The organism is Phocaeicola sp. RTP21198st1_B8_RTP21198_201120, from assembly GCF_040929485.1.
GTDB classification, from domain to species: domain Bacteria; phylum Bacteroidota; class Bacteroidia; order Bacteroidales; family Bacteroidaceae; genus Phocaeicola; species Phocaeicola dorei.
Genome location: NZ_JBCOCI010000043.1, coordinates 21008 through 39872, shown reverse-complemented (window position 1 = coordinate 39872; position 18865 = coordinate 21008). Strand labels below are relative to the sequence as shown.

Here is an 18865-nt window from a genome sequence, read left to right as displayed (position 1 = left end):
TTCGGGGCGTACGTTGATGATAGGGCGAAGTCTGTCTTCGCCTAATAAGTTGTAATGTTCCTCTTCTGCACCTCCCACCACTACAATTCCTTTGCTCATGGCGTATAATGCATTTAATCCCGGAGAATAAGAATAAAGCTGATCTAACATTACATCGCACCCGTCCATAAAATGTTCACATTCATCATACGGAGTGAAAACGGTTTGTTTGATTTCGCATGCAGATGGATGTCTGTAATATAATTTATAGAGGGCGCTATAAAGTTCGTCTTTTCCCTTCCATTCTTCACGATGATGTTTTAGACTGATATAGAATTTTACTTTTTCTATTTTTTTAAAAGGGATTTGTGGGTGAGGCAATGATTCTATCGGGAAAGGAATGTATTTGGTTTTTCCAGAGAAATAGGGTTGGTAGGCTAAATAGGATTCGTAAAGACTGGTGATGATTCCATTACAATTGTTCGCGATGATACGGTTTAATTTTCCTCTGAATCCATGCATCCAATTTATAATTGCCATTTTGTTGTCAATGGTGTCACGAAAAGTGCCATTGGCATAAAAATCATTATATCGGAGAGCGTTTTTATTTAAGCACATGTAAATCCAGTAAAAATCATATTCAAACCCTCCTAAAAATATCTTCTTGTTGTTCTTTTTAAGATATTGGAATACGTACTGAAGCAGTTCGGGTTTTAATTCTAAAAAGTAAGGGTTGACAAGTTGTACCACATCATATCCTCTGAGTTGGGGAAGGGTTTTCAGTAAATTGAACGTGTTTTTAAGGACTCCCCAACGGATTGATGACCGGTTGGGATAGAGATAGTCAGAGTTGTTTAGCCATAAATTGCTGTGGGATAATACATCGACTCTATGTCCCATATTTCTTAAGGCTTTTGCTAAAGTCCAATGTATATTGCTATACTCTCCTATTAATAAGATTTTCATAAACAGTCAATCATTATTTAATTAAATAGTTTGTGCATTGGTAGCAAGTCGTTTTGCTATTCTTATTTTTCTATTTAACAAACAAGTGTAGGCTTTAGTTCTTATTGTAGGGTGATTTTGCAATAAAAAAGGATAATTTGTCTTCTGTTGTAGCTAGTATTGTCTATGAAAATTAAATCTATCAAAAATATATCTTCTTGTATTACAGAAAAATGTGTGTAGTGGAATGATTGAAAATGTATGGTTTGCAAAAAGATTTTGTATTTCAAAAAAATGAAAATAAGTCCTTCTTCAATTATGCATAGCGGTGAGAAATTGCTAAACCTTTTCTTTTAGAAGATTGTTTTCATACTTATGTGAGGTATGGTGTCCATTTTGATATGGTCTTTTGGGGAATTTATTGAGTAAAGAATATTTAAGTGTTAATGAAAGAATATAGGTTAAGAGTTAAAGAAAAAATAATGAAGGCTGATTTGGCGACAATTAGGAGGGAATATACAAAGGGTGGTCTCAAAAGGAGTGATCTTCCTGATAATCCACTTGTCCTTTTTACAAAGTGGCTGCAAGAAGCGATAGATGCGGAGGTAAATGAGCCTACGGCTATGTTGGTAGGTACTGTTTCTCCGGAAGGGAAACCGGCAATACGGACTGTGTTGTTGAAAGATTTGCATGATGGCAAATTTATTTTTTATACTAACTATGGAAGTCGCAAGGGTAAACATCTGGCTCATAACCCATCTATCTCTATATCGTTTGTATGGCATGAACTGGAAAGGCAAATTCATATAGAAGGTATTGCGGCTAAAGTATCTCCACAGGAATCAGATGAATATTTTAGAAAAAGGCCTTACAAGAGTCGTATTGGCGCCCGTATTTCTCCTCAAAGCGAACCGATAGAAAGCAGGATACAACTTATTCGTGATTTTGTGAAAGAAACCACGCGCTGGATAGGGAAAGAGATAGATCGCCCTGAATACTGGGGAGGCTTTGCTGTTATGCCTGTTCGTGTTGAATTCTGGCAGGGTAGGGTAAATCGTTTGCATGATCGTTTTCTCTATATGCTTCAATCTGATGGTGTTTGGAAAATAGAAAGACTCGCTCCTTAATCTTCGGAATAGAGAAATAATTCCAGGTTCTTTTTCAAACTGAGCCGAGAAACCTTTTGAATGTAGGTGTAAATAGGAATACTTTTGAGTAATTGAAGGCGTTGCTTTTTATATATTATATGCAAAAGGGAATAATCTATGGATTATTCCCTTTTGCATATTTATTTTTGAAGTGATGAGGAGGTTCCTGGCGGATTCGAACCGCCGTACACGGTTTTGCAGACCGCTGACTAAGCCACTCATCCAAGGAACCTTATTGTTATCAATCTTTGTTTCTCGATTGCGGTTGCAAAGGTACGACATTTTTTTTAATCTGCAAATATTTTGCTATTTTTTTCTCACTTTTCTGCATTTTTTTCGCAACCGCACTTTGGCTTGTTGTGCATAGACTTCATGGCGCAATCAGAATTACAGCATTCACACGGATTGCTATTGTTCTTTATGCGCTTGAAATACTGAAAGATACGTATACTTATCCATATTGTACAGAGGCATACGATTGCAATAACTATAATTTGTTGTAATTCCATGCTTGATAAACAAATAATTTTAGGTTTAGGTTTATTAAATGATAATACTTCCTATTTGGAATACGGTAAATGCAACAAGCCAAGCCAATCCAGTGGTGTATCCTGCTGCGAATATGGCCCATTTCCAACTGCCGGATTCTTGCTTGATTGCTGCGAAAGTGGCAATACAGGGGAAGTAGATCAATACAAACAACATGTAAGCTAATGCAACCAGTGGAGTAATGGGAATACGGTCAGAAAGATTCACATTTTCCACATCTCCTTCATTTGTGTATAATACTCCTAGTGTACTTACTACCAATTCTTTAGCGCCTACACCTGAAATAAGTCCGATTCCTAACTTCCAGTCAAATCCTAGCGGTTTGATAACAGGCTCTATTGCTTTGCCTATTTGTCCGATATATGAATTTTCTTGTTGTTCGGCTACGCTTTCATGAGTATCATGCCGTGGATAATACCCTAGAAACCAAATAATAATTGAGGCAATCATGATAATGCCTCCCATCTTTTTCAGATATTGTGCTCCTTTTTCCCATGTATGACGCATGATACTTTTAGAAGTAGGCATACGATAGGGGGGGAGTTCCATCACAAATGGAGAATCTTCTCCTTTCACTAGAAATTTACTGAAAATACGGGCCATTATTACTGCTAATAAAATACCTGCTGTATAGATACAAAGTAACATAAAGCTGGCGCAGTTAGGGAAAAAAGCACCTATCATAACTAAATATATGGGAAGACGCGCACTACAGGACATTAAAGGATTCACCAACATGGTGATTAGTCTGGACTTTCGATCTTCTATAGTACGTGTTGCCATTATGGCAGGTACATTACAACCGAATCCCATAATCAGTGGGATAAAGGACTTGCCATGCAGTCCCATCCGGTGCATTATTTTATCCATGATAAATGCGGCGCGTGCCATATACCCCGAATCTTCCAATATAGAAATAAAAAAGTATAATATGAGGATATTCGGCAGGAAAACGATAACACCGCCCACTCCACCGATAATACCATCTATCAGTAAGTCTTTCAAAGGACCTTCAGCCATATTGTTTCGTATCAGGTTGCCTAATTGGTCTACTAGCCATTCAATACCTTGCATAGGATAGTCACCCAAAACAAAGGTTCCCTCAAACATGATATAAAGAAACAGGAAAAAAATAGGATATCCCCAAATGCGATGTGTCACAATACTGTCTATCACGCGGGTCGTTTGTTCTTTTTCCAAATGATTGTCGGTGAATGTTTCTTTCAAAGCTCCGGTGATAAAACCATATTTAGCATCCGTAATAGCTTGCTCGCTGTCTTCGTTCATCACTTTACGGATACGTAATGTTTCCTTGTTGCGTATCGCTATGATTTCTTTGCCATTAGGCAGTGTAGAGATGAAATTTTCTATTTCCCTATCGTTTTCCAGTAATTTGATGGATAGGAAGCGGGTGGAATATTTATGGCGTATGTCTTCGTTTTGACTGATTGCTTTCTTGACTTCTTCGATACTGCGTTCCAGTTCAGGACCGTGGTTAATATGAATATGACGCATATATCCGCGTGGGCGGGCATCTTCCTCTTCTTTGTGGCTTCCGAATTCGTGGTCGGGTACGTAGGTTTTGTGCCAGTCTCTCAGGTCTTCCAGAATTTCAGAACGTATTTCGCCCTTTTGTGACAGGAAATCTCCTCCTTCGTAAATACCGATGATAACATGGAACAGTTTGTCTACACCTTCTCCCCGTCGGCAGACAGTAGGTACCATAGGCACCCCGATCAGCTGGCTTAATTGGGTATAATCCAATTTATTTCCGCTGGCTTCCAGCTCATCGTACATATTCAAGGCGATAACCATACGCACATTCATATCAATCAATTGGGTGGTAAGATAGAAATTACGTTCCAAGTTAGAAGAGTCTACCACATTGATAATTACATCCGGAGTTTCTTCAATGATATGTTTGCGTACATAAAGTTCTTCCGGAGTATAGGCTGAAAGAGAATAGGTTCCGGGTAAATCTACAATACGGAAATGATAACCTTGGAAGTCGAAAAAACCTTCCTTGGCATCTACTGTCACACCACTGTAGTTTCCTACATGTTCGTGGGCGCCGGATGCAATATTGAATAGCGAAGTCTTTCCACAATTGGGATTACCTACTAAGGCTACATTGATTGTACGGCGTTTGCCTTTTGCCAGTGCCACCAGTTCTGATTCGGGCACGGGTACATCTTCTGTTATGGAACCATGGTAAGGGTTTTGCATCGTGCGTGCTTCCTGCTCGCTTACCACCTCAATCATATCTGCCTCTTGTCTTCGGAGGGAGATCTCGTAACCTAGTAGTCTGTATTTTATAGGGTCTTTCAAAGGGGCGTTCAAGATTACCTCTACGGTTTTTCCTTTAATAAAACCCATTTCAACGATTCGCTTGCGGAAACCACCGTGGCCTAAAACCTTGACTATTACGCCTTTTTCTCCTGTTCTTAATTCGGATAAACGCATTTTGTTTTAAATTTTTTGCAAAGATAAGTTATTACTTAGAAGTATGCAAATTATTTAGATTGTTTTTAAATAAAGAACGGGCACTTTGTTTTTGTCTTGCAGAACTCTTATCTTTGTGCCATGTTTCATTGGAATATTCAGAAGTATATAGAGGAGAAACAACTTTTCACCTTGCATGATAAGGTGTTAGTGGCATTGAGTGGCGGGGCAGATTCGGTAGCTTTGTTGCGTGTCTTGCTTGTTTTAGGGTATCATTGTGAGGCTGCCCATTGTAATTTTCACCTTCGTGGTGAGGAATCCGATAGAGATGAAAGGTTTGTCAATGAGTTGTGTAAAGGATTAGGAGTGGCTTTGCATGTTACTCATTTTGATACGGTCACTTATGCTTCGAGGCATCATGTTTCTATTGAGATGGCGGCTCGCGAAATGCGCTATGATTGGTTCGAACAACTGCGTAAGGAGAGGGGGGGGGCTGTTATTGCCGTAGCCCATCACCGGGACGATAGTGTGGAAACTTTTTTATTGAATTTGATACGTGGCGCGGGAATCAATGGCTTGAAAGGTATTAGTCCGCATAACGGCTGCATTGTACGGCCTTTGTTGGAGGTGAGCCGTCAGGATATTTTGGATTATTTGCGTTGTTTGCGTCAAGGTTATGTTACAGACAGTACCAATTTGCAAGATGAATATATGCGTAATAAAATCCGTCTGAATATTCTTCCGATGTTGCGTGAGCTGAATCCTTCTGTCAGTGAAAGTATAGCTGAAACATCAAGGCGTCTGACTGATGTTTCTCTTATATATAATAAGGAGATAGAGGCGGGAAAAGAAAGGGTGATGGAAAAGTCCGGTCATATTCTTATTTCTCGTTTGATGGAAGAGAGTGCTCCGGCGGCTTTGCTGTTTGAGATTCTTCATCCGTTAGGTTTCAATTCTGTCCAGGCAGGAGATGTATTCCGCAGTTTGTCTGCCCAGTCGGGAAAAAGGTTTGTTTCTGCCGGATGGGAGGTACTGCGCGACAGGACGGAGTTGATTATTCGCAGGAGGAAGCTGGCGGATGAGGAAGTGGAGGAAAATGTGCCCCCGTTCCGGCTTGCAATGGAAACGCAGGAAATAATGCCAGACTTTGTCATCCCTAAGAATAAGGATACGGCCTGTTTGGATGCAGACAAGGTGGTGCTACCTCTCACGGTGCGTAAATGGCGGCAGGGGGATAAATTTGTTCCTTTCGGAATGAAAGGGAAAAAGAAGATCAGCGATTATCTGACAGATCGTAAGTTTTCTCTTTTCCAGAAAGAAAATCAATATGTGGTTTGCTCTGCAGGCCAGATTGTATGGCTGGTAGGAGAGCGTAGCGATGACCGTTTCCGGGTGACGGAAGATACGAAACGGGTACTGATTATACAGCAGTTGTGGGATAAGTAGAATTTTTTCCTTTCCTGCTTTTTCATGAATGGCAGGGAATGCTCCCTGAAATCTTGTAGCAAAAATCCGCGAATCATGCAACAAGATTTCAGAAATCACGTAGCAAGATTCGCGGATTTTGGATGGAGCTTTCCGGTATTATTTGCAATACTTCTGTATCAGTCCGTCTACCACTTCATCGCCCAGTTCTTTTGCTTTGGCAAAGTTTGCACAGGCTTCTTTGTTTTTCTTTAATTGTATCTGGCAGTATCCCAGCATGCGGTATGCGGCTGCGGCTTTCGGGTCTAAAGAGATAGCCTTTTCCAATGCTTCTATTGCTTCGTTATGTTGCCCTACACGTAGATGCACCGAACCTTTTTCCACCCACATGGCTACATCCTCAGGAGTCATTTCTACTGCTTTATTAATGTCATTGATAGCTTGCTGATACATCTTACATTGTATTTCCGCCTGTTCGCGTTGCAGATAAAAAGCGGCTGTAACCCGTCCACCGATAGCATCATAAAAAGTATCATAATCTATTACCGCTTCACGGTATTTACCTGTCTGGGCTTTTATTTCTGCCCGTTCATAGAAATAAGGAGCAGCTTCCGATGTATAAGGCTTGGTAAAACGTGCCACAGCACTATCCATCAAGGCAATAACCTCGTTCATATCTGTTCCTTCAATCAGTTGTTTGGTTTTGGCTGCCGAGTAAAATGTAGCGGCAGAGGCTATGGAAGACTGGTTCACTTTCTCATAAGCGGCGTATGCCTCAGGATATTTCTTCATAGCAAACAGAATATCTCCCTCCAATTGTGTGTAAATGGGTTGGTTGTCGGCTTGCATGGCATCATGAATGATGGAGAGAGCTTTGTCGTAACTCCAGTCACCGTATGGTTTCTTGTCACCTAAAGAGATGATGTACGAATAAATTAATTTAGCGATATTATATTGCGTCTCACTCTTGTTGGTAGTCACTTCCAGTGCTTTCTTCAGGTCAGCATCTGCCAAAGCGTTGTGTTCATCATCACTAAATCCCATATAAGTAGTGGCACGGCGTATATATCCGTCTGCGCTGTTGGGATATTGTTCCAGAAAATCGTTTAATGTGGTGATATATTCGTTCTGATTTTGTTGTGAAGATGCCATGAACAGGTACACCAGTGCTTGGTCTTCTGTTTCGGGCAGTCCTTTTTTGATGCCGATTTTATTCAGTGACATGTCGTTCAAAGAAAGGGCGGTAATGCTCAGTGAGGCACCGTATGTAGCTCCGATGGCATAACTTTCCTTGGCCTCATCCGATGCGTTTTTTTGGATTAAACCTAATACTTCTCCATTGGCATTCATAATAGGGCAACTTACGGTTTTTTCGTTGGTTGTCATTGCCAGTGTATAATAATATGCCTTGTCGCCAATGGTGTCTACTTTGGTGACGGTCCCTGTCTGGCAGGTTGCCGCTTTTTGAGTCGAGTAGGGCAGCAGATAGACTGTTTCACCTACTGATGCCGGCTGTGATGCCGATTTTAATGCTATGGTCTTTTTATCGGCTTCAGTATTAAATTTTACGATGTCATACATGGAGTTGGCTCCCAAGATACGCAATACAGGTAATTCTTTACTGTCCGCGTTAATGATTACTGCGCGTTCGGCTCCTTCAAACAGGGTGTAATCAGATAATGCCGTTCCATTTTCATTGATATAGAATCCATTTCCTGTATTCTTGATTTTGTTATCTTTATCGTATGTAACGATGGAAAAAACGGCTTTTTTAGCTTTGTCGGCCCACTTTGGGGTTGCTTGTGCATAGCTTAGCTGGGTAGCTATGCCGCATGCCAATATCAAAAGTACTTTCTTCATGATATAGTTAATTGTTTGTTAACGATGATACGGTATTTTATAAAGCGGATGCCGTCTTGTCTTCTGTGAAGCCGCGTTGTTTTACAGCTTCATAAATCAGAATACCTGCGGCAACCGATACGTTCAGTGATTCTATTTTACCCATTAACGGTATTTTGATCCATTCATCGCACAGAGAAAGGTGCTCGTAGGGAACACCTGTGTCCTCGGCTCCCATAATGATACATACAGGGTCTTTATAGTTTGCTTTGGTGTAATCATAATCCCCTTTTTCCGTAGCTGCTACAATCTTGAATCCGCAGTCTTTCAGATACTTGATGGTATTAGTCAAACTTTGTTCGCGACATACGGGAAGAGTGTGCAGAGCTCCTGCGGATGTTTTCATTGCGTCAGCATTGACACTGACACTGTTTTTCGAGGGAATAATAATGGCATCTGCACCGGCACATTCGCAGGTACGGGCAATGGCTCCGAAGTTACGTACATCGGTAATTCCATCCAGCATGACGAATAAGGGTGTTTTTCCTTCTTCAAACAAGAAAGGTACCAGATTTTCTGTTTTCTGGTAGGTGACAGAGGAGATGAATGCTACAACTCCCTGATGGTTTTTCCGGGTGATACGGTTAATACGCTCCACGGGTACACGCTGAACAGGGATGAGGGTATTTTTCAAACAGGCAAACAGTTCTTTGGACAGTTCGCTCTGTATATCTTTCTTCACCAATACTTTATCTATCTCTCTTCCGGCTTGTATGGCTTCAATAACAGCGCGTACACCGAAAATCATTTCATTCTTTTCTAACATGTCTAATTAGTGGTTAATGGTTAGTGACAGGTGGTTAGTGGTAAGTGATTAATGTCTGCAATATGACAGTCCATAAATCACTTGGCACTAGCCACTTATCAGCGCCTTTGCATTGTTCAGGGCTGCCTCTGTCAAGGTAGCTCCACTTAGCATATTGGCTATTTCTTTTACTCTTTCTTCATCAGTCAAGCGGCGGATGTAGCTGTTGGTGCCTGTTTCCGTATCTTCCTTATATACTTTATAATGAGTGATGCCGCGTGCTGCAATTTGGGGCAGATGGGTGATACTGATGACCTGACGGTTTTGTTTTCCCATTTCCTGCATGATGAGTGCCATTTTCTCGGCGATGGAACCGGAAACTCCAGTGTCTATTTCATCAAAGATGATAGTAGGCAGTTTCACAGCTCCGGCTATCATGGCTTTCAGCGAAAGCATGACACGGGCAATCTCACCGCCCGATGCTACGGAAGCTACATTTTGTAATGTTCCATTCTTGTTGGCCGAAAACAGGAATGTCACACTGTCCATCCCTTTACTGTCCGGTTCCTTGCGCGGATTCAGTTCCACCACAAAGCGCACATTGGGCATACCGAGAGGAACCAGCAGGCTTTGCATCTGTTTCTCAATGTTCTTACCCGATTGGGAACGGAGCTTTGTCAGCACAGCGGCTTGCTTTATCACTTTGTCATATAGCGTTTCTTTTTGGGCGGTAAGTTCTGCTATACGGTCGTCAAAAGAAGTGATGGCGTTCAGCTTCTCATGGTAGTCGGTTTGCACAGCTATCAATTCCTCTATTGTTTGTACGTGATGTTTCTGTTGCAGAGAGTAGATTAAGTTCAGGCGTTCATTTACATAATCCAGACGGGTGGGGTTGAACTCCACTTCCTCCTGTGCGCCTGCTATTTCATGCGACAGATCTTTCAGCTCTATGTAACAACTGTCTAAACGCCCTATCCATTCCTGGGCACGTGTGTACACTCTCGCTATGTTATGCAGGGTTTGCATACATTCTTTGGTAGCGGACAACAGGCTGGCATCTTCCGAAGACATTATTTGGTCCACTTTGTACAAGCCCGCTTTTATTTCTTCGGCATGACTCAAAGTTTCGGCTTCCTGTTCCAGTTCGGTTTGTTCTCCTTCCTGAAGGTTTGCATCATCCAGCTGTTCCAGTTGGAACCGGATGTAATCTTCATCCTTCCGGCTTTGCTCGGCTTGTGTTATGAAATCGGCCAGCTGTTTGCATACGTTCTTGTACTCGGTATAAATATTTTTGTATGCTGAAAGTTCGTTGTCATTTTGTGCCAGGATATCCAATACATTCAATTGGAATCCCTCACTGTTGAGCAACAGGTTTTGATGCTGGCTATGTACATCTATCAGTTTCTCGCCCAGTTCCTTCATCTGCGCCAATGAGGCCGGCGTGTCGTTTATGAATGCGCGGCTTTTGCCCGATGCATATAACTCGCGGCGGATAATACATTCATTCGGATCATATTCCAAATCTCTTTGGGTAAAGAAAGGCTCCATCTGATAGGCGGAGATGTTGAAACGTGCTTCTACAATACATTTATTGGCGCCTTTCTTGATAGCTTTGATATCGGCCCGCTGTCCCAGTAACAAGCCGATAGCGCCTAGAATAATCGATTTACCGGCGCCGGTCTCTCCGGTGATGACAGAGAAACCGGGGGTGAAACTGATATCCAATGTATCAATCAATGCATAATTTTGTATATAGATAGATTGCAGCATATTCTTGCTCCTTTTTAATAATTTGCTGGTTTGTCAATTTGCTAATTTGTTGCGCTGTATTCCGCATGGTAATTAGCACATTGACAACGTGGCAAATTAAGAAATTATTTATTATTTACCAGTCTGTCAATAATATCTCTTGCTACTTCCTGTTTGCTTTTCAGCGGATAAGGAGTTACTCCTTGACGGTCTATAATCGTTATTTTGTTGGTATCACAACGAAACCCTGCTCCTTGGTCGTTCAATGAGTTCAGTACAATGAAATCAAGGTTCTTACGTTCCAGTTTTCCTTGTGCATTTTTTGTTTCATCATTTGTTTCCAAAGCAAATCCCACTAATATTTGTCCGTCCTTTTTCTGGCTTCCCAGTGCGGCGGCAATGTCTTGTGTGGGTTTCAGTTGCAGTATTAGATTATCTTTCTCTCTTTTGATTTTATGACCGGATACGGTTTCCGGGGTAAAGTCGGCCACTGCCGCACACAGGATGCCAGCCGAAGCTGTAGGAAACTCGCGGATGGCGGCTTCGTACATTTCTCCAGCACTTTCCACATCTATGCGGCGGATGTTAGGGTGATGGGCCTGAATCGTTACCGGTCCGCTGATTAGTGATACTTCCGCTCCACGTGAAGCGCATTCTTCGGCAAGTGCGAATCCCATTTTTCCTGAAGAATAATTGCCGATAAAGCGTACCGGATCTATTTTTTCGTAAGTTGGACCGGCGGTAATGACTACTTTCTTTCCGGCCATGTCTTGTTGTTTGGCAAAGAAAGCTTCCAGTATTTCCACTATTTTTTCCGGTTCTTCCATTCTGCCTTTTCCTACCAGATGGCTTGCTAGCTCCCCTTCTGCCGGTTCTATAATGTGATTTCCGTAAGAACGGAGCGTGTCCAGATTCTTCCGGGTGGAAGGGTGTGCGAACATATCCAGATCCATTGCCGGAGCTACGAATACGGGAGCTTTCATTGACAGATAAGTCGTGATCAGCATATTGTCCGCTATTCCGTTGGCCATTTTACCAATAGTGGATGCGGTAGCCGGAGCGATAATCATGGCATCCGCCCATAGTCCCAAATCAACGTGACTGTTCCATGTTCCGTCACGTTGAGCAAAAAACTCGCTGATAACAGGTTTACTTGTTAATGCAGATAAAGTGATAGGTGTGATGAATTCTTTGCCTGCGGGGGTAATCACAACTTGTACTTCCGCTCCCTTCTTAATAAGTCCGCGAATGAGTATAGCCGCTTTATAGGCGGCTATACTTCCGGTTATACCTAGTACGATTTTTTTTCCTTTCATACTCATTTCATCATTCCCGATTCACGTAGTCTGATTTTTGTCAGTACGTTTTTCGTGTTCAGCGTAAAATCACCGTTCAGTATCCAGCTGTAGTAGCCCGGATCTTTTTGTAACACTTCGCTGACAGACATTCCTTTGTATTTCCCAAAATTAAATACTTCCACGCCTTTGTCATCATAAACAATGCGTCCGGCGAAATCTACATTCTTGTTGAAACTTGAGTATTCGGCTAGAAATGCCATATCATTTTGCAGTTCTTCCGGATAGCGGTCCAATTGGGATTTCAGTACTTCGTATGTGGCGCGTGTGTCGGCTTCGGCTGTATGGGCATCTTCCAGATTCTTGCCGCAATAGAATTTATAGGCGGCAGACAGGGTACGCTGTTCCAGTTTGTGATAAATTACCTGCACGTCAATGAATTTTCGTTTCATCATGTCAATGTCTACTCCTGCGCGCAGGAACTCCTCAGCCAAAACCGGAATGTCGAAACGATTGGAATTGAAACCGGCCAGGTCACATCCCTCAATGTCCCGGGCTATCTCTTTTGCCACTTCCTTGAAGGTAGGGCAGTCTGCCACATCTGCGTCATAAATACCGTGGATAGCAGAGGATTGTTCGGGAATGTGCATTTCCGGATTGATACGCATGGTCTTCGTTTCTTCGTTGCCGTTTGGATACACCTTCAGATAGCATATTTCCACTATTCTGTCTGTGTTTATATTTGTTCCCGTTGTTTCCAAATCGAAAAAAACAATAGGATTCTTCAAGTTCAATTTCATTTTCAGCTTGTATTATATATTGTTTTTCCACCACATGGTGGCGTGTCGTTTTTAGTCGTTCAGCATCATAGGCATCAGCAGCATCAGCAGGTCTTCGTTCTCTTCCTGCTCTACAGGGACAATAACGCCCGCACGTGAAGGATCAGCCAGTTCGAAAAGTATTTCCTGTGCTGAGATATTGTTTAAAATATCAATCAGGAATGTTGATTTAAAGCCGATGCTCATGGGACTTCCTGTATATTGGCAAGTCAGTGTTTCTTCTGCTGAGGTGGAGAAATCAATGTCTTGTGCGGAGATCTGGATCTGATTTTCACTGAGGCGGAGTTTTATCAAACTGCTTGCTTGCGATGAGAATACAGATACACGGCGGAGCGCACTGATCAGCGTCATGCGGTCAATGGTGGCCTTGTGAGGATTATCCTGCGGAATTACTGAGTTATAGTTTGGATAGCGTCCTTCGATAAGACGGCATATCATACTGTAGTTTTCTAATGTAAACGTAGCGTTACGGTCGTCAAAATCAATTTGCACATCTCCTTGTTCTTTCGGTAACAGGTTCTTCAACAGGGTTGCCGGCTTCTTGGGCAGAATGAAAGCGGCTTTTTCATCGCCATGTGCCACAAATGTTTTATTGCGTACTAATTTGTGCCCGTCTGAGGCTACGAAAGTGATGTCTTCGGTAGTGATATCAAAATAAATACCATTCATTACCGGACGTAACTCATCATCGGCAGTAGCGAATAAAGAACGGTTGATACCAGCCAGCATCACCGGAGCGCCCATCGTTACGTGTACCGCATTTGCGCCTAATGCGGGAGCTTGTGGATATTCGTCGGCATTTTGTCCCATCAGGCTGTATTTACCATTCTGATATTGTACGGTGATTTCCAGGTTTTCAGTATTTACCAGGAAAGTAAGTGGTTGTTCGGGTATTTCTTTCAGGGCTTCGAGTATGGTTTTTGAAGAAACGGCAAAGCGTCCGTCACCGTCACTTTCATTTACTTCCAGTGAAGTGGACAGGGTCGTTTCGCTGTCAGAAGCAGTGAGAGACAGCGTTCCGTCAGTTAGTTCCATCAAAAAACAATCAAGAATAGGTAACGAATTTTTAGAGTTGATAACTCGGCTAATAGCTTGTAAATGACTGAATAATCCAGTACTTGAAACGATGAACTTCATAGTTTTATATTATTATATTTATATTCTATATCTCTACATTCATTTAACTGCCAAAGTTACGAAAAGATTATGGTTCAAGCGCAAAAAATGGCGAAAAAATTAGTTTACTCGCAAGGAAAAGTGTACTTTCGTGGCGAATTTAAATAACGTAATATGGAATTAGCAGGAAAAGTAATAGCAGTCCTCGAACCGAGAGGAGGAGTTTCAAAGACAGGAAATGAATGGAAAGTACAAGAATACGTAATTGAAACGCATGATCAATATCCTAAAAAAATGTGTTTTGACGTATTTGGAGCAGATAAGATAGCGCAATTTAATATTCAGGCAGGTGAAGAATTGAATGTGTTTTTTGATGTGGATGCCCGCGAGTGGAATGGGCGTTGGTTCAACAGTATCCGTGCGTGGAAAGTAGAGCGTGTGGGTGCCCAGGGACCTGTTGCGCTGGATGCTCCGTTTCCTCCCATGAATGCTGCTCCCGCTGCACCGGTAGATTTTGCCGCGACAGACGAGAAGGATGATTTGCCTTTCTAGGGGATAGAGGATTCCCATAAACATAAATAAGCCGGCAGGATCCGTGAAAAGGATTTTGCCGGCTTATTTTATATAGTCTGTTTTTATGGTCATTCTCAATCATGGTGTGAAGTGTTGATGGGATATTTGCGTTCCATGAATTTCCATTTATCATCCGGTGTGGTATGATTACGGTGGAGTAAATTAAACAGGCGGAAACTATATTGCTGTAGTTGCCGCCTGTTCTTTATTTGGTTAAATAAAAAAGTCTTAAAATGTAGTGTAGAAGATTTGCATTTTCAGCTTATTCTCAGGATTCGTTCCACCTTTTAACATAGCGCTTTCCATACCTAAGCTGTTGGATATTTCAACTATTTCATTGTTTGAATTGGATACTGCTTTGACAGGTATGATGACAACTCTGTTCCAGTCCGGATTTTTAGCGTCCCATTTTTTTCCGTCTTCTTCCTTTTCAGGATCTCCACCTGCTGCTGTTATGCCTTTTTTCCGTTCCTCAATGCAGTAAGTGATTAAGGGAGCGATGTTGGTAAAGGTGTATGTATTGTTACTGCTGCTATATGAACTTAAGAAAGAAGTCTTGTTATCGATAATCTTGTTTTCTTCAAAGAACGAGAACATATCTTTCTTTCTGACCATCAATACATATTGGGGGATGCCCATTTTGTATTTGGACTCTTTCTCGTTGTAGCGTGTGAACGATACATTTACACCATTTAGCGTATCTCTTTTATGTTCATTGTAAATCTCTGCAATGGGGAAAGTCGCTTCTGTAAAAATACCTGCCGGACTTTTGAGGTAAGTATGGTCCGGATCTTGGGCTAACTCTTCCAATCTGCTACCGTTACTGAAGTGGTTGGCTTGTATCACTTCCTTGGTTGCTCCAAAGAAATAGGACTTGTAAACCAACGAATCCCGCTTGCCGGAAGAACTTTCTATCAGGGCTTCAAAATTAAGATTCAGGCTTAAACTGTCAATGTATAAAATGGTTCCGTCGCCATGAGTACAGCGAATGTAAACTCCCTTTAATACATTCTTGATAAAACTTTCAGGAGTCTTGAAATACTCTTTGTTCTCCTTGTATTTGTTGAAGATGTGATCGCCTAATGAATTGGGCAATTTGATAGTCTGTATAATTGTTCTTTGCTTGACACCGCTGCTTGTGGTTGTAGTTTCATCTTTGCTTGTAGACGGACCTACTGCCGAATAGGCTTTTACAGCGATAGGCTTTCCTTTTTCGTTGTAATAATCTTTAGGATCCACACTGGTATAAAAAGTGCTTAGTTCTTTTTCAGGAATAACCTTGTCCAATGTGTCAACCTGTAAGCGCATGGCATTCAGTGAGTCGCCAAAGAAAGACCCGTATTGCAGACTTATATTTACTCCGATGACTTTGGTCAGCTCTTCTTCAAATTTGAAGTTGTCCATACAGGTGAACTGTGCTATAAAATCGGCAGTAAATTCTCCAAATTGCTCATCGGTATATCGTCCTAAATATGCAGTACTGGTACGTGCATAAACGGAGTCGGCCAACAGAGATTTGGTGGTAAACTCATAACTGTCTGTATTTGCCGGAATCTTATCTCCACCGGGGATAAGATCAGTCCCGATGCCGGTTGTTGAATCATCGCAACTATAAATCAGTGCTGCCAACAACAATGCGCATAAGTATTTGATTTTCATCTTTATTATTCTTAGTGAGTTATTTCTTTTCAAACTCCCATACTTTGTCATAGAACTCATTGAAAGCATCTACATAGGTATCGGCAGGCTGATAGTCGAGCACAGGCACACCCGATTCACGGGCGAACTTCATGACATTCTCATTCACTTTCTCGCTGTTTTGTATCACACCATCAGAGTAGGCAATGGCCAGTTTGCACAGTTCCTCGTAATTTGCCGGAGATTTGACGATGCTTTCCACATCATTCTTTTCAATGCCTTTCAGCATGAGTTTTTCAGTCAGATTACCTTCGCAGTTCGATTTGAATTCATCCTCAAACACCGAAAATACTACTTTTGAGTCTCTGAATGACGGCTCATCTTGATAAGCCTTCTTAATATAAAGGGGCACAAATGCACTCATCCACCCTTGACAATGGATAATGTCCGGACACCAGCGTAATTTCTTTACCGTTTCCAATACGCCGCGTGCATAAAAAATAGCACGTTCGTCATTGTCTTTGTATTCTACACCATTTTCGTCAGCTACCATTTGGCGGTGCTGGAAATAGTCGTCATTGTCAATGAAGTAAACCTGCATACGTGCAGCTTGGATAGATGCTACCTTGATAATCAGCGGATGGTCCGTATCGTCTATGATTAAATTCATGCCGGACAGGCGGATGACTTCGTGTAATTGGTTTCTGCGCTCATTGACATTGCCCCATTTTGGCATAAAAGTTCTGATTTCTCTGCCTTTTTCCTGAATAGCCTGAGGAAGAAATCTTCCCATGTTTGCCATTTCGGATTCGGGAACGTAAGGGGTAATCTCTTGTGTAATAAATAAAACTTTATTTGCCTTCATCTTAACTTTTTGTTGCTCATAATCATTTTGCAAAGATATAAAAAAATAGATGAGAGTGGCAAGAAACGAGGAATAATAATTCCTTATGATATGTTAAGTGGCTGGTAATTAGTGGTTAGTGATTGGCGGTTAATGGTCAATGCCTTGCGGAATTAGGTGAAAAATGGGAAAGAACAAGTGGCTGGCCGGTAGCTGAAGAGGGCTTATTGCGTCATATCTGCAAGGTATTAACCACTTATTACTAACCACTCATCATTAATTAAAATTCTTTTTTTCTTCGTTATCTCCCAAATAATGGTTTACTTTGCAGCCGTTTTAAATGAAACTACTCAAACAAAAGAGATAAAAAGATGAAGTTAGTTCAAACAATCAAAGAGCTTCAGTCAGAGCTGGATGCCCTGCGCAGTGAGGGAAAGACAATAGGTCTGGTGCCTACAATGGGTGCACTCCATGCCGGACACGCTTCGTTGGTGAAACGTGCTGTTGCAGAAAATGATGTAGTGGTGGTAAGTGATTTTGTAAATCCTACCCAGTTTAACGACAAAAATGACTTGGCAAAATATCCGCGTACATTGGATGCCGATTGTGAATTGTTGGAAAAAGTAGGAGCGGCTTTTGTTTTTGCTCCGTCTGTAGAAGAGATTTATCCTGAGCCTGATACCCGGCAGTTCAGTTATGCGCCGCTGGACACAGTGATGGAAGGCCGTTTCCGTCCAGGACATTTTAATGGAGTATGCCAGATAGTGAGCAAGCTGTTTATGATTGTAAACCCTACCCGTGCTTATTTCGGCGAGAAAGACTTCCAGCAATTGGCTATTATTCGTGAAATGGTGAAACAGATAGGGTTCAACGGACTGGAAATTGTAGGTTGTCCTATTGTGCGTGAGGAAGACGGGCTGGCATTGAGCAGCCGCAATGCACGGCTTTCTGCGGTGGAAAGAGAGTATGCGCTGAATATTTCGCAAACTTTATTTAAAAGTTGTACTTTTGCAAAATCTCATCCGGTCGCTGAGACTCAGAAGTTTGTAGAGGATGCGATTGCTGCCGCTCCGGGTTTGCGTTTGGAATATTTTGAAATAGTAGATGGCACTACGCTTCAGAAAATAACGGATTGGGAAGATACGGATTATGCAGTAGGTTGCATTACGGTATTTTGCGGAGAGGTACGTTTGATAGATAATATAAAATATAAGGGATAGTGATCGTTAACCATTAGAATTATGATGATTGAGGTATTAAAATCGAAACTGCATTGTGTCCGTGTAACGGAAGCCAATTTGAACTACATGGGTAGTATTACGATTGACGAGGACTTGATGGATGCCGCCAACATGATTGCCGGTGAGAAAGTGCACATTGTGGATAATAATAACGGCGAGAGGTTTGAAACTTATATTATTAAGGGTGAGCGCGGTTCGGGATGTATTTGTCTGAATGGGGCTGCTGCCAGGAAGGTACAGGTGGGTGACATTGTGATTATCATGTCATACGCCATGATGGATTTTGAGGAAGCTAAATCGTTCAAGCCGACGGTGGTTTTTCCCGATTCGGCGATGAACAAGATTGTATAACGATATTTTTGTTCGGTAATCCAAAAGCCCGGTAGACGTGAGTCTGATACGGGCTTTAATTTTTGTATCCGCAATCATAGGGCAATA

15 protein-coding genes and 1 tRNA gene are annotated in these 18865 nt (G+C 41.8%); 5 read left to right on the top strand and 11 right to left on the bottom strand.

Going from position 1 to position 18865, the window contains the following annotated elements; translation table 11 throughout:
- The coding region (locus AB5935_RS15170; protein ID WP_368327471.1) for a glycosyltransferase at nt 1-945 on the bottom strand (945 nt) is incomplete at its 3' end.
- Nucleotides 946-1406: 461 nt separating this feature from the next.
- On the opposite strand from AB5935_RS15170, the gene pdxH reads away from it, so the two are divergent.
- Nucleotides 1407-2051, top strand: a complete 645-nt coding sequence (gene pdxH, locus AB5935_RS15165) for a pyridoxamine 5'-phosphate oxidase (RefSeq protein ID WP_032933918.1) — start codon at nt 1407-1409, stop codon at nt 2049-2051.
- A gap of 181 nt (nt 2052-2232) precedes the next feature.
- Here the strand turns inward: pdxH and AB5935_RS15160 are convergent.
- Nucleotides 2233-2304 (bottom strand) — tRNA-Cys (locus AB5935_RS15160).
- A gap of 311 nt (nt 2305-2615) precedes the next feature.
- Nucleotides 2616-5084 (bottom strand): ferrous iron transport protein B, encoded by a 2469-nt coding sequence (feoB, locus tag AB5935_RS15155; RefSeq protein WP_007838395.1) that lies wholly within the window; start codon nt 5082-5084, stop codon nt 2616-2618.
- Between the two features lie 120 nt (nt 5085-5204).
- Here feoB and tilS point away from each other — a divergent pair, with 120 nt between their 5' ends.
- A complete protein-coding gene (gene tilS, locus AB5935_RS15150; protein ID WP_007838398.1) occupies nt 5205-6509 on the top strand; it encodes a tRNA lysidine(34) synthetase TilS in 1305 nt (434 codons plus the stop codon).
- Nucleotides 6510-6647: 138 nt separating this feature from the next.
- On the opposite strand, the gene AB5935_RS15145 is transcribed toward tilS, so the two are convergent.
- The 6 genes from AB5935_RS15145 to dnaN form a co-directional block, all read right to left on the bottom strand.
- Nucleotides 6648-8348, bottom strand: a complete 1701-nt coding sequence (locus AB5935_RS15145; RefSeq protein WP_007838400.1) for a serine protease — start codon at nt 8346-8348, stop codon at nt 6648-6650.
- A 37-nt stretch (nt 8349-8385) separates the two neighbouring features.
- Entirely contained in the window at nt 8386-9153 is a 768-nt protein-coding gene (rlmB, locus tag AB5935_RS15140; RefSeq protein ID WP_007838402.1) for a 23S rRNA (guanosine(2251)-2'-O)-methyltransferase RlmB, read from the bottom strand.
- Nucleotides 9154-9240: 87 nt separating this feature from the next.
- The gene (recN, locus tag AB5935_RS15135; RefSeq protein ID WP_007838403.1) at nt 9241-10902 is read right to left on the bottom strand and encodes a DNA repair protein RecN; all 1662 of its coding nucleotides are present in this window, start codon (nt 10900-10902) and stop codon (nt 9241-9243) included.
- Nucleotides 10903-11006: 104 nt separating this feature from the next.
- Nucleotides 11007-12203 (bottom strand): bifunctional phosphopantothenoylcysteine decarboxylase/phosphopantothenate--cysteine ligase CoaBC, encoded by a 1197-nt coding sequence (gene coaBC, locus AB5935_RS15130; RefSeq protein ID WP_007838405.1) that lies wholly within the window; start codon nt 12201-12203, stop codon nt 11007-11009.
- A complete protein-coding gene (locus AB5935_RS15125; RefSeq protein WP_005843449.1) occupies nt 12200-12976 on the bottom strand; it encodes a 3'-5' exonuclease in 777 nt (258 codons plus the stop codon). The genes coaBC and AB5935_RS15125 overlap by 4 nt, the downstream gene beginning before the upstream one ends.
- Nucleotides 12977-13027: 51 nt before the next feature.
- The gene (gene dnaN, locus AB5935_RS15120; RefSeq protein WP_007843965.1) at nt 13028-14152 is read right to left on the bottom strand and encodes a DNA polymerase III subunit beta; all 1125 of its coding nucleotides are present in this window, start codon (nt 14150-14152) and stop codon (nt 13028-13030) included.
- A 153-nt stretch (nt 14153-14305) separates the two neighbouring features.
- On the opposite strand from dnaN, the gene AB5935_RS15115 reads away from it, so the two are divergent.
- The gene (locus AB5935_RS15115; protein WP_007844912.1) at nt 14306-14683 is read left to right on the top strand and encodes a DUF3127 domain-containing protein; all 378 of its coding nucleotides are present in this window, start codon (nt 14306-14308) and stop codon (nt 14681-14683) included.
- A gap of 249 nt (nt 14684-14932) precedes the next feature.
- On the opposite strand, the gene AB5935_RS15110 is transcribed toward AB5935_RS15115, so the two are convergent.
- Together AB5935_RS15110 and AB5935_RS15105 are read right to left on the bottom strand one after the other, a co-directional pair.
- Complete coding sequence (locus AB5935_RS15110; RefSeq protein WP_368327470.1) at nt 14933-16363, bottom strand: DUF4270 domain-containing protein; 1431 nt, start codon at nt 16361-16363, stop codon at nt 14933-14935.
- A gap of 19 nt (nt 16364-16382) precedes the next feature.
- Nucleotides 16383-17207, bottom strand: coding sequence for a glycogen/starch synthase (locus AB5935_RS15105; RefSeq protein WP_007844908.1), 825 nt, complete (start codon nt 17205-17207; stop codon nt 16383-16385).
- A gap of 350 nt (nt 17208-17557) precedes the next feature.
- Here AB5935_RS15105 and panC point away from each other — a divergent pair, with 350 nt between their 5' ends.
- Both panC and panD read left to right on the top strand, forming a co-directional pair.
- Nucleotides 17558-18406, top strand: coding sequence for a pantoate--beta-alanine ligase (gene panC / locus AB5935_RS15100; RefSeq protein ID WP_005843459.1), 849 nt, complete (start codon nt 17558-17560; stop codon nt 18404-18406).
- Between the two features lie 21 nt (nt 18407-18427).
- A complete protein-coding gene (panD, locus tag AB5935_RS15095) occupies nt 18428-18778 on the top strand; it encodes an aspartate 1-decarboxylase (protein ID WP_005843461.1) in 351 nt (116 codons plus the stop codon).
- Nucleotides 18779-18865: the final 87 nt, after the last annotated feature.